The organism is Arthrobacter sp. HS15c, assembly GCF_040812005.1.
Taxonomy (GTDB): domain Bacteria; phylum Actinomycetota; class Actinomycetes; order Actinomycetales; family Micrococcaceae; genus Arthrobacter.
Genome location: NZ_JBFOHM010000014.1, coordinates 50,598 through 64,428, shown reverse-complemented (window position 1 = coordinate 64,428; position 13,831 = coordinate 50,598). Strand labels below are relative to the sequence as shown.

Annotated in this window: 18 protein-coding genes; all 18 read right to left on the bottom strand. The window is 65.6% G+C overall.

Translation table 11 applies throughout. From position 1 onward, the window contains the following. The 18 genes from ABV518_RS21255 to ABV518_RS21170 all read right to left on the bottom strand — a co-directional run bounded on the left by ABV518_RS21255 (window position 1) and on the right by ABV518_RS21170 (window position 13,789). Complete coding sequence (locus ABV518_RS21255; protein ID WP_367771289.1) at window positions 1-771, bottom strand: hypothetical protein; 771 nt, start codon at window positions 769-771, stop codon at window positions 1-3. Between the two features lie 61 nt (window positions 772-832). Next, window positions 833-1,000: a hypothetical protein gene (locus ABV518_RS21250; RefSeq protein WP_367771285.1), complete on the bottom strand. Its 168-nt coding sequence runs from the start codon at window positions 998-1,000 to the stop codon at window positions 833-835. Window positions 1,001-1,004: 4 nt separating this feature from the next. Next, window positions 1,005-1,328 (bottom strand): hypothetical protein, encoded by a 324-nt coding sequence (locus tag ABV518_RS21245; protein ID WP_367771282.1) that lies wholly within the window; start codon window positions 1,326-1,328, stop codon window positions 1,005-1,007. Further along, window positions 1,328-2,242 (bottom strand): murein hydrolase activator EnvC, encoded by a 915-nt coding sequence (locus ABV518_RS21240; RefSeq protein ID WP_367771279.1) that lies wholly within the window; start codon window positions 2,240-2,242, stop codon window positions 1,328-1,330. The genes ABV518_RS21245 and ABV518_RS21240 overlap by 1 nt, the downstream gene beginning before the upstream one ends. Continuing rightward, window positions 2,239-2,886 (bottom strand): hypothetical protein, encoded by a 648-nt coding sequence (locus tag ABV518_RS21235; RefSeq protein ID WP_367771277.1) that lies wholly within the window; start codon window positions 2,884-2,886, stop codon window positions 2,239-2,241. Before ABV518_RS21235 ends, ABV518_RS21240 begins: the two co-directional genes overlap by 4 nt. Continuing rightward, entirely contained in the window at window positions 2,886-3,152 is a 267-nt protein-coding gene (locus ABV518_RS21230) for a LapA family protein (protein ID WP_367771275.1), read from the bottom strand. The genes ABV518_RS21235 and ABV518_RS21230 overlap by 1 nt, the downstream gene beginning before the upstream one ends. An 18-nt stretch (window positions 3,153-3,170) precedes the next feature. Then, window positions 3,171-4,202, bottom strand: coding sequence for a hypothetical protein (locus tag ABV518_RS21225; protein ID WP_367771272.1), 1,032 nt, complete (start codon window positions 4,200-4,202; stop codon window positions 3,171-3,173). Then, window positions 4,199-5,119 carry a tail fiber domain-containing protein gene (locus ABV518_RS21220; protein WP_367771269.1) on the bottom strand — a complete coding sequence of 307 codons (921 nt, stop codon included), beginning with the start codon at window positions 5,117-5,119 and terminating at the stop codon, window positions 4,199-4,201. Before ABV518_RS21220 ends, ABV518_RS21225 begins: the two co-directional genes overlap by 4 nt. Further along, window positions 5,119-6,270: a hypothetical protein gene (locus tag ABV518_RS21215; RefSeq protein WP_367771266.1), complete on the bottom strand. Its 1,152-nt coding sequence runs from the start codon at window positions 6,268-6,270 to the stop codon at window positions 5,119-5,121. Before ABV518_RS21215 ends, ABV518_RS21220 begins: the two co-directional genes overlap by 1 nt. Further along, window positions 6,261-7,124, bottom strand: a complete 864-nt coding sequence (locus ABV518_RS21210; RefSeq protein ID WP_367771263.1) for a hypothetical protein — start codon at window positions 7,122-7,124, stop codon at window positions 6,261-6,263. The genes ABV518_RS21215 and ABV518_RS21210 overlap by 10 nt, the downstream gene beginning before the upstream one ends. Before the next feature lies 1 nt (window position 7,125). Beyond that, complete coding sequence (locus tag ABV518_RS21205; protein ID WP_367771260.1) at window positions 7,126-9,585, bottom strand: hypothetical protein; 2,460 nt, start codon at window positions 9,583-9,585, stop codon at window positions 7,126-7,128. Window positions 9,586-9,744: 159 nt separating this feature from the next. Further along, the gene (locus ABV518_RS21200; RefSeq protein WP_367771257.1) at window positions 9,745-10,167 is read right to left on the bottom strand and encodes a hypothetical protein; all 423 of its coding nucleotides are present in this window, start codon (window positions 10,165-10,167) and stop codon (window positions 9,745-9,747) included. Further along, entirely contained in the window at window positions 10,164-10,748 is a 585-nt protein-coding gene (locus tag ABV518_RS21195) for a hypothetical protein (protein ID WP_367771254.1), read from the bottom strand. Before ABV518_RS21195 ends, ABV518_RS21200 begins: the two co-directional genes overlap by 4 nt. Continuing rightward, window positions 10,748-11,776, bottom strand: coding sequence for a phage tail tube protein (locus tag ABV518_RS21190; RefSeq protein WP_367771251.1), 1,029 nt, complete (start codon window positions 11,774-11,776; stop codon window positions 10,748-10,750). The genes ABV518_RS21195 and ABV518_RS21190 overlap by 1 nt, the downstream gene beginning before the upstream one ends. 11 nt (window positions 11,777-11,787) lie before the next feature. After that, a complete protein-coding gene (locus ABV518_RS21185; protein WP_367771248.1) occupies window positions 11,788-12,087 on the bottom strand; it encodes a hypothetical protein in 300 nt (99 codons plus the stop codon). A gap of 12 nt (window positions 12,088-12,099) precedes the next feature. Then, window positions 12,100-12,576, bottom strand: a complete 477-nt coding sequence (locus ABV518_RS21180; RefSeq protein ID WP_367771245.1) for a hypothetical protein — start codon at window positions 12,574-12,576, stop codon at window positions 12,100-12,102. Next, entirely contained in the window at window positions 12,576-13,373 is a 798-nt protein-coding gene (locus ABV518_RS21175) for a hypothetical protein (protein WP_367771242.1), read from the bottom strand. Before ABV518_RS21175 ends, ABV518_RS21180 begins: the two co-directional genes overlap by 1 nt. Beyond that, the gene (locus ABV518_RS21170) at window positions 13,373-13,789 is read right to left on the bottom strand and encodes a hypothetical protein (RefSeq protein ID WP_367771239.1); all 417 of its coding nucleotides are present in this window, start codon (window positions 13,787-13,789) and stop codon (window positions 13,373-13,375) included. Before ABV518_RS21170 ends, ABV518_RS21175 begins: the two co-directional genes overlap by 1 nt. Window positions 13,790-13,831 lie beyond the last annotated feature (42 nt).

Here is a 13,831-nt window from a genome sequence, read left to right as displayed (position 1 = left end):
TTAGCTCACCACAATCTGGGGGACGTTGGTCGCGGCGCCGTTGGCGTTGCGCGTGATGGTCGGCTGGGTGAAGGTCTTCGTGACGGGCGAGCCGTAGGTGATGTTGTAATTGGTGACCGCTCCGGTGGCGTGCCGAGCGGTGATGGTCAAGACGCCGGGGGTGTCATCCGGCCAAGCGACGACAGCCGATGTGACCTGATCCGAACCGTCCACAGTGACCGCCCCAGCGATCAGCAGATCAGGGTTTTTCGCCGCCTGAACAAGGTTTAGGTAAGTGGCAGAAAGTTCCTCAACCGAGAGCCTGTTCGGCAGGTCCGATTCCTGGAGCGTGATGAACCCGGTACGGCCGCCGAAGCCCAGCACCGCCGCCGTCGGAGCCGTGACCGGGATCGACACCGGCCCGTCCGGGATCAGGTCAAGATCGATCGTGCCCGTCTGACCCAGCAGCGGCTTGAGGTTCTTGGCCCAGTTGATCGGGCGCTCGTTCGCGAACTCCCAGGACGCGCTGACCTGGTATGCCCAGTCCGTCACCTCGTTGCCTGCCAGGTCAATGAACCCGGCCTGGTCAACGAACGGGACCTGGAAGGAACCCAGCTGCCCGGCCTCGGCGGTGAAGGAATCCGAGAAGGCTGGGATCGGCTGGCCGGTGGCCGCCCAGATCACGGTTGAGGTCGGCTTGACCGTCACCTTCGTGACGACGTCCTTGCCGGTGATGGTCAGCGGGATACCGAAAGCAACCGTCGCCAGCTGCATGCCTACGGGAAAGCCCATGGGGAAAGCTCCTTACTCTGCCCGCCTCACGGGCCTTGTCGTGCTGGTGGTCTGGCGGGTGTCAGGCAGGGGTAAGGACTGCCCGGGAATACGTGATGGGTTCGGTCTGCCCGTCGAGGACCACCAGGTAGAGGTCATCACCGGGTACTTCCAGCACCTCCACCACTTCGCCGCCGATGCTCGGCGCGAGGGTCAGGGTGACGCGGTCGCCTACTTTGAGTTCAGTCATCCGGTTATGCCTCGTGCTTTCCGTCATTCGTGGGTGAGGTTGCTGCTTCGATCGCCGGGCTGATCCCGGTTGGTTTCCACAGCGTCTTGTAGCTGGTGCCGGCGGCTAGGAAGACCAGCAGCGCCAGGCGCAGAATGTCCCCGGTGGTGAACAGCCCTGCGACGTACGCGGTCACCGCGGCCACCAGCAAGTAGAAGCCGAAGGCCACCAGCGCCTGGGTGCGCTGGCTCCAGCGGGACTGCTGGATGGTGCTGATGACCGGCGGGCTGAAGAAGCCCACGGCGAGCGCCCACAGCGTGGCGTTGTCGAGGTTCAGGAGGGCGTCCATCACTTGCCCCCTACTGCGCTGTCGATGATGGCCTGCGGCAGGATCGACAGGACCGCCCCGCCGGTCACGAGTACCAGGTACTCGTCCCAGTGCAGCCCGCGGAACCCTGTCGCGGGGTCCCAGGCGTAGACGGTGTCCGAGTTGTCGCCCTTGAACAGGGTGCCGCTGGAGGTCTTGCCGGCGGCGGCGAGTTCGGCGAACTTCGCGTCGATCTCGGCGGGGCTGATGGTGTCCTTGGCGTTGACCACGTCGCGGACGAAACCGGCGAGCGCGTTGCGGTTGCTTTCGGCCACTGCCTCGGCTTCGCGGAACTTGGTGTTCATCCACTCCACGATTTCCGCGAGCCGTGCCACGATGTCTGCTGCTGCTGCCATGTCAATCTCCTCAAGAGGTGTGATGGTGCCGCCCTGGTAGGACAGGGAACCGGCGAAGTAGGGTTCCGGGTCAACGCGGCCGTAGTAGGGGGCGACGTTGACACGGAAGGGTGCGAGCACGAAGTCGAAGTGCAGGTGTTTGCCGGCGCTGAAGCCCGTCTCGCCGCAGACGGCGATCTGCTGGCTGGCGCGGACGCTGTCCCCGGCCTTGACCCAGACTTCCTCGAGGTGGCCGTAGCCGGTGAGGGCCACCAGCACGCCGCTCAGGTAGTGCCCGAGGATGATGTAGTTCCCGGCCGAGGTGTCCACGTTGTCGGTGCGGTCGAAGTCGATGTTCAGGTACATGATGTTCGGCCAGCCGAGGCCGCGGGAGTCGCCGGCGAACAGCACCACGCCGGCGGCTGCGGCGTACACCTCGGGGAAGATCTCCACCCCGTTTGTGTAGCCGGAGTCCTGGCCGGCGTGCGGGTTCCCGTCCGGCTGGATGTTCCCGTACCGCTGGGTGGTAGGGCCGCGGGACGGCCTCACTAGAGTGATCATGGGACAAGGCCTCCTTGGGCTGCGCAGGTGTAGGTGGTGGACCCTGGAGGGTTGGGGGTGCAGGTGTAGGTTGTCCCGGTTTGGTCAGTGAACGTTATTGACGTCGGGGCAGCGCCGTTGGTTCCGTCAACTCCGGCGGCGCCTTGCGGGCCCGTTTCGCCTTGCGGCCCGGCTGGGCCCTGCGGCCCTGGCGGGCCGGGGACCGTCGAGTCTGCGCCGTCCGCCCCTTGGGCGCCTGTTGCCCCCGCCGCTCCTGCGATGCCGGTCTCGCCCGGCGGGCCGCTGGCACCGGCCGCGCCGTCCTTACCCTCTGGCCCGGGCGGGCCTGGCGGCCCCGGTGCGCCGTCCTCACCGTCCTGCCCGTCGGCACCGGAAGGTCCGGGCGGGCCGGGTACCAGCTCGGCAGGGGAGGAAGCAATCTGGTTGGCTTTTTCGCACAGATCCCGGTCATCGATGACGAGCTGGCCGGTAGCGCAGGCCTGCTTGACCTGCTCCGCAATTGTCACCGTGTTGGCCGTCAGCACCTCGCTGCGCTGGGCAGCTGCCGTCCCCCAGAGGAAGACGCCGATTAGAAGGGCCGCCGAAACAACCCCGACAATCGCCGCGTACACGTTGCGCTTACGTCGCGCCGCTGTATCAGGCATCACTCGGTACCGCCGTTCTTGGGGTAGAGGCACGCCAAGAGTTTGTTGTAGCTATCTCGCTCTTTGGCTTCTGATTCGGACAGTTCCTTTTTGAGGTCCGCAATCTCTTTGTCTTTGCGGGCGATGATTGTTTCGGTGTCGGCTCGGACGGCGCGGGATTCGCGCATCCACAGCCACACGAACAACCCGATGACGACAAGCCCGAGACCGAAGACCCCGAGCTGAGCCAGCCACGAGGAGAGAATCCCCGATGCTTCTTGTTCCACACGTTTGGCCCTCCTGCGCTACGGCTTCTCGGTGACGGCCACGGAGCCCTTGAGGACCACGACCGCGCCGGCTGCGCTGGCGTTGCCCTGGATCTTCCACGTGTGCGAACCCGCAGTGGGGGTGTGCTCGACCAGCAGTGACGGGTTGAAGGGGACTTGGATGCCGGCAATGTACGGGATGGTGAAGGTCCAGCCGTCAATCTCGCCGCCGTCGCAGGTGATCCTGACTGCCGCGTCACGGTGCGCGCCTGAGTTTCCATTGGCCAGGGCGATGGCGTAACTGATAGCCACCTCGCCGCCCTGCGTGGTTCCCGTTACGGTGTGCAGGTCCGTCCAGCTCGGGGTCTGGGCTATCGCGCCGCTGCTCCCGGCCAGGCTGTGTCCCAGCTCGGTGGCCGCGGCAAGGGCCCATCGGGTGCCGTTCCACTTCTCCCGGCGGCCGGTGTCGCGCCGGTCGATCTCCTGCCCCTGGGCGGGGGATGTGATCTCGGCCCGTTCGGTGGAGTTGCGGATGGTGAAGGCCGCGCCGCGCGCCGCGGTGTGCCGCCAGACCTGGGTGATCGTGTTGGAACCGCCGGACGTGCCGGTGGTGCCAGCGAAGATCCGGGCCTCGGCAATGACGTAGGCGCCGGCCGGAAGGGAGCCGGTGGGCTTGGTCGGCGACGCTCCGGCGGTGCCCTGCTGAACACCGATCACGGCGTCGTTGTCAGCGTCGCCCTTAGCCTGGTCGTTCTGCTTGACGTAGATCAGGTCCCACCGGGAGTTCGTCCCCGGCGCGGCGCCCGTGGCCACGTTCGTGGTGCCGGTCAGCGTCGGCGTGTACACGCCTTCTGCTGCGGTCCGGCTGATGACCAGAGCGGCGGGGCTGACGTCATAGGACATGTCCGCCTTGCCGATGACCAGCTGGTCGGTGGCCTGCCCGAGTACGCCCGAGCGGGGGACTCCCGGGGCATTCTCCGCGTAGAGCCCTGCCAGCTGGAGTCGGTGCTCCACGGTGGTGGTGCCTACGCCCGCGATGGGTGCAACGCCTGGTCCTCGGTTGACCGTCATAGTGTTCCTCCCATGGCAATGACCGCCGCCTTCAGGGCCGCGATCTCTTGGTCTTGTTTGATTCGGTCTGCCACGAGTGTGGCGATGGTCCGCTCGTGAGCCTGTACGAACGGCAGCAGGACGACGCCGAGCCGCTCGTAGAACACGCTGTCAATCTCGCCGTTGAACCGCAGCGCGAGCTGAGGCACGGCGGCGGCGACTTCGCCAGCGATAAGCCCGGGCTCGTCAACGTGGACGGCGGGGGTGTAGTCGTCGGCGCCGGTTGCTTTCCGGTCGTAGAGGACAGCCCGAAGTCCCAGCAGTTGCTCTGGGGTTAGCGACCATTCGCGGATGTTTTTCTTGTACCGCTCGTCGGACGTGTTGTATCCGAAGACGTTCGTGCTGTGCATGTACACGGCCTTGTACGAACCGACCAGGCCTGTGATGTCGCGGTTGAATGCGGCGGTTGTGTTCCCGTCAGCCTGCGCAACTGCCGATGTGACGTCGGACCCGGCGTGGGTGTGGGCGGTGGGTGTGAAGGTGGAAGGTTTGCCGGTGATCGCTGCCCATGAGGTTGAGGCGCCGGTGACGAGCTTGACCCAGATGCTGTTGACGTCGTCCCAGATCTCGCCGCCGAAGTTGCCGGGGTCGGAGAGGAGCGGGCCGAAGCGCGCCATCGGGGTGCCGGCACTGTCGAGGATGACGAAGGCGCCGTCTTCGGTTTGGAAGATGCCGATGATGTTGCCTTCGGCGTCCACGGTGTAGAAGCCGGATTCGTCGGCGCGGATGCCGGCTCCGGTGTCATCGCTGATGGACATGGACCTTTGGGGTGCGCCGCGTTCGAGTTCCTCGGTTTGGCGCTGGTGCTTCCTGTTGTTGTTTGCTATCCGTTTCCGGGGGTCCGGGTCGGGGATGGAGCGGGGTGCGTCGATGGTCATTACACTCCTGCCGGCATCGGTGCGGGGGTGAGTTTCACTGTGCTGCTGCCGTCCCCGTCGATGGCCATCAGCCGGACGCGGCGGACGCCGGCTTCGATCATCGGGTTACCCTCAGGGACTCTGATCTGGGCGAAGTCACCGGGTGAGTAGTTGCCCAGCAGCGGGCTGGTGTTGGCCCGGACACTGAGGTTCCAGGTTTCGACCGGGCGGCGGGCCGCGGCCATGGCGTACGCGGCGTGGTCCTGGAGGATGCCGGGGTCTTCGACGTCCTTTGAAGCGGCGTCCGCTTCGGTCCATGGATATTCGGCGTTCTGGATGAGGTTGAGATCCTGTTCGGTGGCGAGCTTCATCTCCAGTTCCGAACCGGCGCCGGGCTGCCACACCCTGTCGGCCATGCCCCTGCCGTCTTCCTTCACACCGATGGCCGATACTCCGGACTCCTCGACCGTGCCGTCCCAGATCCAGTCGTCGCCGCCCTGGTACAGCAGGGGCGATGCTGTGCTCCCGTGCGTCATGACCCATTCGATCCGGGTCGGGTCGGCGCCATTGAAGCGGGGGCGGAACGCGATGTCCGGCCCGTCCTCCACTTCGGTGAGTTTCGTCAGGAGGTCCCCGAGCCATGGCAGCTTGTAGCCTTCGTAGTGCCGTTCGGCGGTGCCGATTTCCAGCACGTCCGGAAGCACGATGGGAAGACCGGGGTTGTAGGGGTTGCCGAAGATGGACAGCCTGACCAGTTCCCTGGCGATGCCGCCCAGCGAGAGGCCGGTGAGATCAAGGGACGTGCGGGTCACTGGCATGCCGTCGGTGATCTGTGCCCAGTTCAGGGCTTTGATCCGGTCCAGGATGGACCAGAGCCCTTCCGCGCCGAGCTTCAGGACGCCGGTGTTGTCGTCGTAGTCCCGCTGCCAGATCGGGCCCGCCTCCAGAATGGTGTTCCCGTAGGACACCGCGAGGTAGTTCTTCTTTGCCGCGGTGATGTTCCGCAGGTCCTTGTTCCGGAGTTCCACGGACAATGCCTTGGTAGTCACGTCGAGGGCGCCGGCACCGTTGAGCCGCTGGCCCCAGGACTGTGACGCGGCGGGCAGGTCGGCGGTGATCTTGCCGGTCACCATGTTCCCGACGAAAACCCGCCACGCGGGAGCTACCACCATGCCGGCCTCACTTCCACCAGGAGCTGTGCACCCGGCGCATCGGTTGCTTCGAAGAGCCACGTGCCTGCCGACTTTTTGGCAAGCCGGGTCCATTCCCGGACGGTGAGTTTCGCGGACCGGTCGGCGTACCCTTCGAGCAGCACCGACCCGTCCGAGGTGTCCAGCCGGACGGTCTGGCCCAGCAGCACCGCATCGGAGTAGACCAGCCTGTTGCCGGACTGCACGTGAGTGATGGTGAACCCGAAAGGCATGTCCTCGGTGACGGCCGAGACGGTGAAGGTCGGGGCTGTGTCCGCCGTCCCGGTGTTCGTCAGGGTCACCGTTCCCGGTGAGCCTGCCGCGCCATAGTCCAGCGGATCTTCGAGCGGGTACTCCAGCGCACCGCCGGGGGTAGCGATACCGGTCGCCGCGGTGACCGGGGCCCCGTACTTGCGGGGCTTCGGGCACCAGAATTGAAACTGGTACGTGGCGGTGGTGTCGTTCTTCCAACCAATCTTGGGATCGGCGAAGAGGTACGTTCCGGCGGACATGTCCGCCGTCGCCGTATCAGTCACCTCCAGCACACCGTCCAGACCGTCAGCCAGAACAGCCGCCAGATCCTCAGCCGCGAGCGCCGCGACTTCCTCCGAAGGGCACGTCGCGTCGCCCTCGATGGTGACCAGGCGGGCTCCGCGCCAACCGCGTTCGCCGAACTCGCCGTGCGCGTTCATCCGCTCGGCCCTGTCCCGGCGTACCGACGGGCCGTCGTCCCATCCCTTCAGCTCATCAAGCCACAGCGTGTAACCGGACGGGCTGACCCAGCCCTCAGTACTGAAGGTCAGCCCGTCCACTGTCAAGGTGCGGATGCCCGGCATATCACCCTTCCTTCCACAACAGTTGTTCGGCGAGCGCCCGCGCTGTTTGCTCTTCGGACATTCCGGGTGCTGCGTGGACCGCTACGGGGCGCTGAGAACGCAGGAGCTCCAGCAGGGCGTCAAGCTTCTCCAAGAAGCTCTGGCCCGCACTGGTGCCCCCTGCACTGCCGGTTTGTCCGAGACCTACGTCGGGCAGGTCAGGCACTGAGACGAGACGGGCCATCCGGGCATCAAGCCGGGACTGCATCTTGTCCGCGCCGTTGATCACGCCTTCGCCAAGGTTCTGGCCGTACCCGTCGAATTCCTTGGACGGTGACGCGATCCCCAGGGCTTGCTTGAATGGGCCGCGAATCATCTCCGGGAGCATGTCCGCGAAGAAGCTGCCGACGTTCCGCAGCAGTGATCCGGCCCCGTTGAGCAGCCCGTTGATCAGGTCGCGGCCGACGTTGTACAGCCACGAACCGACACCGTTCCAGAATCCGAGGATCTTGCCCGGCAGGTCTGCGAAGAAGCCCAGCAGGCTGCCGATCATGTCGCCTGCCCCGCGGAGGATTCCGCCGAACACGCCTGAAAGGACGGACCCGACGAAGTTCCACCCGGCTGACCAGACGGCACCAATGACCTGCATGGCTCCGGAGATGACCTGCCAGAGCATGGTGCCCAGGCCGGTGACGATGCCGATGACCAGGTTGCCGATCCCGGCGAGGATCTGGAGGATGCCGTTCCAGGCGGCTCCCCAGTCTCCGGCGATGATGGCCATCACGGTGTTGATCACGCCGGTTACGATCTGGAGCACCGAGGTGATGATCGAAGCGATCATTCCGAAGACGGTCGTCACGATCGGGATCAGGGCGTTGATGATCGGCGGCAGGATGTCGCCGAGCATCTGGACCAGGGGCACGATGGCGATCTGGATAATCGAGACGATCAGCGGGATCAGTGCCCCGAGGGCTGCCAGCACGGGCGGGATCAGTGACGTGATCAGCGGCAGGATCATCCCGACCAGCGGCATGATCGCCGGTACCAGCTGGAAGAAGGCATTCATCACGGCCTGAAGTACCGGGATCAAAGCCGGAACCAGGGACATAATGGCGGTCAGTACCCCTGCCACCAGCGGCGTGAGCGACTGGAGGAAGGGCACCAGCGTCGCACCGGCCACGGTAGCGATCTCCCCGAGCTGCTGCGCGAGCATGGGGATCAGCGGGCCGAGTACCTGGAAGAGCATGCTCAGCGGGGAGAACTGCTGGTACAGCTGGATCACGGTCGGGATCAGCGGCGAGATGGCGTCCCACAGCTGGCGTCCGAAGAAGCCGAGCCGCTCGAAGGTTCCGGCCATACCCGATGACGTGATATCGCCGTCGCCGGCTTTGAACGCGGCGAAGAAGGCCAGGCCGCTGCCCTTCATTTCTGTGAAGGTGTTGTGCAGTGCAATGCCCGTGCCCTCGAAGGCGCCGGCTACTCCTGCGGAGGTGTTCTCCCCGCCCTCGCGGAGACCAGCGAAGAACGCCAAGTACGAGCCCCGGGTCTCATCCAGAATCCCGCCGATAGTTGCAGCGGTGTCGCCCTTGAAGCCGAGAGCATCGGCGATGGCGAACCCGTTGCCGCCGTCTGCCACGACTCCCTGGACATCAATCAGCTTGTCCAGAAAACCGGACATCCCGCGGACGCCGTCAAGCGCCTTGATCCGAACGGCGGTGAAGGCCGGCGCCAGCAGGGTGCCGGTCTTGGCAGCCAGATTCTCGTTCTCGGCGGCGAGGGTCTTGGCCACGTTTGCCGTTGACTGAGAGGTCCGGGCGAAGTCGCCCTGGGCATCTTTGGTCTGGGCGAAGATCAGGCCCTGCGCAGCGAGGATCTTCTGCTGCGGGGTGAGCGCGTCCTTCGTGGTCTTGATGATGCCCTGGCGCATCGCTTCGTCTTTCAACGAAGCGTCGTCCATCATCACGCCGTAGGCACGGATCGGCTCCGCTTCGCCGCGCAGAGCGGCGCCCACGGCCTCGATGGCCTGTTCGGTGCTGGTGCCCTTGAAGGACGCCATGTCGCCCGCGAGCGCGGTCAGGTCGGTGGAGAAGCTGGCGAGGTCATCGCCGCCGAGGCCTGCCGCTTTGCCGTAGGTGCCGAAGGTGTTCGCGGCGTTGATGACCTGCTGTGAGGACAGGCCGAGGGATGCCCCGGCGGTCTTCGACTGCTCGATGACCTTGGTCATGGAGTCGCCGAAGACGACGCCGGCTGCTGCGCTGGAGTCCTCCAGTTCCGAGAACGCCGCGACGCTGGCGATGCCGAAGTCCTTGATCTTGTCCGCTGCGAACAGGGCAGCGAGCGGGGCCACCAGTCGGCCGGCCCCGGCGCTTACTTTGCCGAACGTTCCGCCGAGCCCTTCGGCTTTGCCGTGGATGTCGTCAAAGACCTTGCCGACACCCTTGTCCCGGCCGAAGATATCGAAGAACAGCGAACCGCCGGACATGACACCGCCTCTACTTGCTCTGGCTCTCGTGCTGCTTGAGAGCGTTCAGGTACAGGAGCCACATGTCGTAGCGCATTTCCCATACGTTGATCGGGGTGATGCCTGGCCAGATCCGGCTGATCCGGGTGATGTGCCCGAATACCGAATCTTCGATGTCCTCTATGTGGTTGAGGGTTCCTGCTGCTTGGCGGCCGCGGCCTTCTTTGCCGCCGTCTTTGGCTCTGCCCGCACGGAAGCCGTCCGGGCTCGTGTAGGGCGCTCTGCCGGGGCCTCCACGGCTGCGGGCTCCGGCTTCTCTTCGGGCCACGCGTATTCGTCCAGCGGCACTTCGGCGGATTCCTCGAAGGTGATCTTCTCGCCAGCCGTCCTGCGTGCCAGCCAGATGATGGCGGCGAAGACCTTCAGGGTCTCCGGCTCGTCGATGATGTCCAGCGGGGACTTACCCACGAAGCCGCGCGAGGTGGCCATAAGCGTCTTCATCCCGACGCCGGCTTTGGCCTGGAGTTCCATGAGGGTCAGCAGGGACGGGCGCTGAAGCCCTGACTGGAGGTCGTACTCTTTGCCGGAAATGAGAATCTTCATTCGGAACCAATCTCTCGGGCGGCGGCGTCGATGACATCGACCACGGCCTGCTTGAAGGTGTTTCGGTGTTTGGATATGGGCCGGTAGAACCAGGGCTTGCCGCGCTGGTTGACCCACGTCTCGGTGTCCCCAAAGACGGGGTGCCGGAACTTGTCCCGGCCGTAGAGGTAGAGCATCGGCTCCTGGCCGGCGGGCAGCTTCTTCTTCGTGGCCTCAATGCGGATGCCCTCGCCGGAGACGTCGCCGGTTTTCTTGGACACGCGGCCGGTCTTGATGGATGACCGCACGCCGGACGCGAGCGCCTGGCGGACGATGTTCCGGTTGCGGGCCCGGGCCGCACTGGTCCGGATGGACTTGCCGCGCCGGATCTCGCGGGCGCTGCGCTGGTCGGCCTTGGGCGGGGTTGGTCCCTGCACTTCGGCGCGGACGTCGGCCATGGCTGGATCTGCTGCTGCCCTGAGGTTGGCGCGGAGGTCGCGGCGGGCCACCTTGTCCCAGGTCCGGGAGGCCTGCACCAGACGGCGCAGGCTTCCCGGTTCGATCTGGATGTCAATCTCGGGCCCATCGAACCCGCCGGCCATTAGACCGCGGTGTCGGTGGAGACGATGACGACGTAGATCGGAGATCCGCTCAGGCCGTCCAGCCCGGTGAAGTCGATCGACTGTTCGACGACCTGGCCGCCGTCGGCTGATGGCAGTTCGCCTTCCAACGACACGACGGGGATGACGATTTCCAGCGTGGGCTTCGCCGAGGTTCCGATGACCAAGTCAGTCTGGAAGGTCAGGACGATGGAGAGCTGCTGCTGGGTGAGGTAGGCATCGCGCAGGACCGTGTCCGAGTACTCGGCGGTGATCTTGCCCTTCAGCTCGGCAAGGCCGTCCGTGACCGGGCGGCGGCCACGCTTGCCGCGGTTGCCGAAGTTGAACCCCTTATCGTCAATCTTGTTGTCCCAGGAGACGCTGAAGTCGCTGATGTTCGCAGCGGTCGTGCCGCCTGTGGACAGCGCCGTGCTGGTCGGTGGAACAACTGTGCCGCCCACCTTGATGGCGCCGTGGATGAACGTGAGCAGTTCGAGGTTGGCCGCGTAGGACGGTGCCGCGTACGCGACATCGGTCTTGACTTCCCTGGAATCCCAGGAAGTCTTCAGCTTCACGATCTCGCCGTTGGCAGCGGAGATCTCGCCGGACTTGCAGACCGAGCCGTTGAACGTCATCGGGGTGGTGGCCCCGCCGCCCAGGGTAGGGATGCCCTTCTGGATCGTGTACGCCGGCAGCGGCTCCGTGGTCGCCGGAGTGAACACGTGCTGGTACACGCCGGACTGGCCGGGCACCGCCGTGGAGGTAGCCGAACCGAAGAGGGCTTCGAAGAAGACGCCCATCCCCTTGGTGGCCACCTCAATGTTGATGTCACCGCCAGCGGACTGCTTGCCCAGGCCGCGGCGGCTGGCGCGTGCGACACGGGAGCCGACGCGCATGCCGGCGCCTTGGACGAAGGTCGGGTTCCAGACGAGCTTCTCGTTCAGGAACTCGGGGAACTTGGTGGGGGTGACGCCGGTACCGTAGGTGGTTTCCTTGCCCAGCCCGATAGAGCAATCCTGCATGGTTGTCATGGCTTATCTCCTTAGCTTCCGGACTGGCGGCGGGTGCGCTTGGTCGGTGGTTTGGGGTCGGCTGCCGGTTCGTCGGCGGGCTCGTCGGTTTCGCCCTCGCCCTCGGTGGGCTCGTCCGCCTCGGGGTCGGCGTAGATCTTGGCGAGGATGGCTTTCGCCTCGTCGTCCACGGGGGCGTAGTTCTCGGCCTGCGGGAGCAGCCGCTCGGCTACTTCGTCGCTGACTTCGATCTCTTCCCTGTAGCCGAGGAAGCAGCCGAGCAGCGGGACGTCCAGCTCGCCGAGCGGGGATACGTTCTTGATGATGGGCATGGTGATGGACTCCTAGTTTCGGATTCGCGCCTTGGCGGTGAACGTGGCCAGGACGTCGATCATCCTGCCCTTGTGCATGACTTCCTCCGGGGTGGCGCCCGGGGAATCGTGTGAGGTCAGGAAGCATTCGCGGACGGTCTGTCCGACCGTGGTATCGGTGACCCTGACGTGGTACTCGAGTTTCCTCAGCAGCTCGTAACAGCGGCGGGACGCTTCGATCTCGGCTTCCTCGGCGCCGCCACGGACAACCGAGATCTGCACGTCGAGAGTCAGGGTCTCCTCGCGTGAGCGGTTCGTGCCCAGCGTCGCTTTGTCCTGCCCGGCCCCGACCGATCCGAAGGAGATAATCTCGTCCGGGTCGAAGGTGGCCGGCTGCCCGAAGGCCACGTAGACGCTTTCCGTCTCGGGGTCCTCGGCCATCAGTTCCTTGGCCGCGTTGTAGAAGGCTTCCTTGAAGGCCAGCGCCACGGTGGCCATGGTCAGTTCCATCAGGCGAAACCGCCGATCTTCTGGTTTGGTGCGCACAGCTCCATGACGCGGCGGGGGACGGCGTACCCGGATGGGGTGAAGACGTCGCCCTCTGCGCCCTGGCCCCGGATGGCGCCGCCGTTGGCCTGCATGCCGATCTGCCACCAGTGCCGTACCAGTTCGCGGACGGCGAGCCGGATATTCGGCGGGACTGTTTGGCTGCCGACGGTGTACGTCACCACGACTTCACCGGAGGAGAAGCTGATCGGGGAGAGTCGGCTCCCGCCGTAGAGGATGCCAACCTTGAGGTCTGCGAAGAACTCGGTCAGCGGCTCCCCGTTGACCTCCACGGAGACAACCTCGGTTGGATCTCCCGGAAGCACGACGGCCGAACCGCCGCCCCACGTGCTGTGGACTTCGGTCCGCGCGAGCATCGGGCCGGTGATGTCCTCAATGACCGGGGTGGCCGCCGCGACGTACAGCCGCAGATCCTTGGACCGTTCAGCAGGAGTGGACGATGTCCACTTCAGCCCGTCCTCCGCTTCCTTCAGCGGGATGAGGAAGCGCGGGTCGGTGGGCCAGACGTCGATCACATCGCTGTAGGCGCCAGCCGTGCCGGTGGAGATCCAGTTGACCAGCCAGCGGCCGGCCATGTCGGCCGTGAACGCTGCACTGAACTGGGTAGGTGAGATGAACGTGACCTGGCCCGGCACGCCGGGCGTGCCGTCCGGGCGCGTGAGCGCCACGGACGGCGTTGACCCTGACGGCGCGGCAGACCAGGTGGCTTCCGCGAGTGAGCCAAAGTCAACAGAGGCCATCAGTCAGCCTTGATGCTTTCCTTGGCCAGCTCGGCGGCGTACTCGACCGGGGCCGTGTCTACCGCCTTCTCAGTGCCCGGCCGGACGGGCAGCGCTGCCGAGCCGCCGCGGACCAGGCCGAGTGCTTCCTGCTCCGGAAGGACAACCAGAGTGCCGCGGGGCGGCCAGTCCTTGCCGTCGCGGGTGCCGGAGATCTGGACCTTCAGGATCACGGCGAGGTGGCCGTCTGACGGGTCGGCGGTCAGCGTTTCCGGGGCGTCCTTGGACGGGTCCGGGAACTCGTCCGGGGTGACCGCGTCTTCCGACTTCTTGGTCGGTTCGACGGGTGCAGCGTCGGGCGCCTGGGTGGCGGGGACCTCGGTCTTGGTTTCGTCCGGCTCAGGTGCGGCGTCGGCTTTGGGCTTTACGGGTGACATGGTGCTCTCCTTACTGGTTGGGGTGGTTGCCAGGTGGCGGGC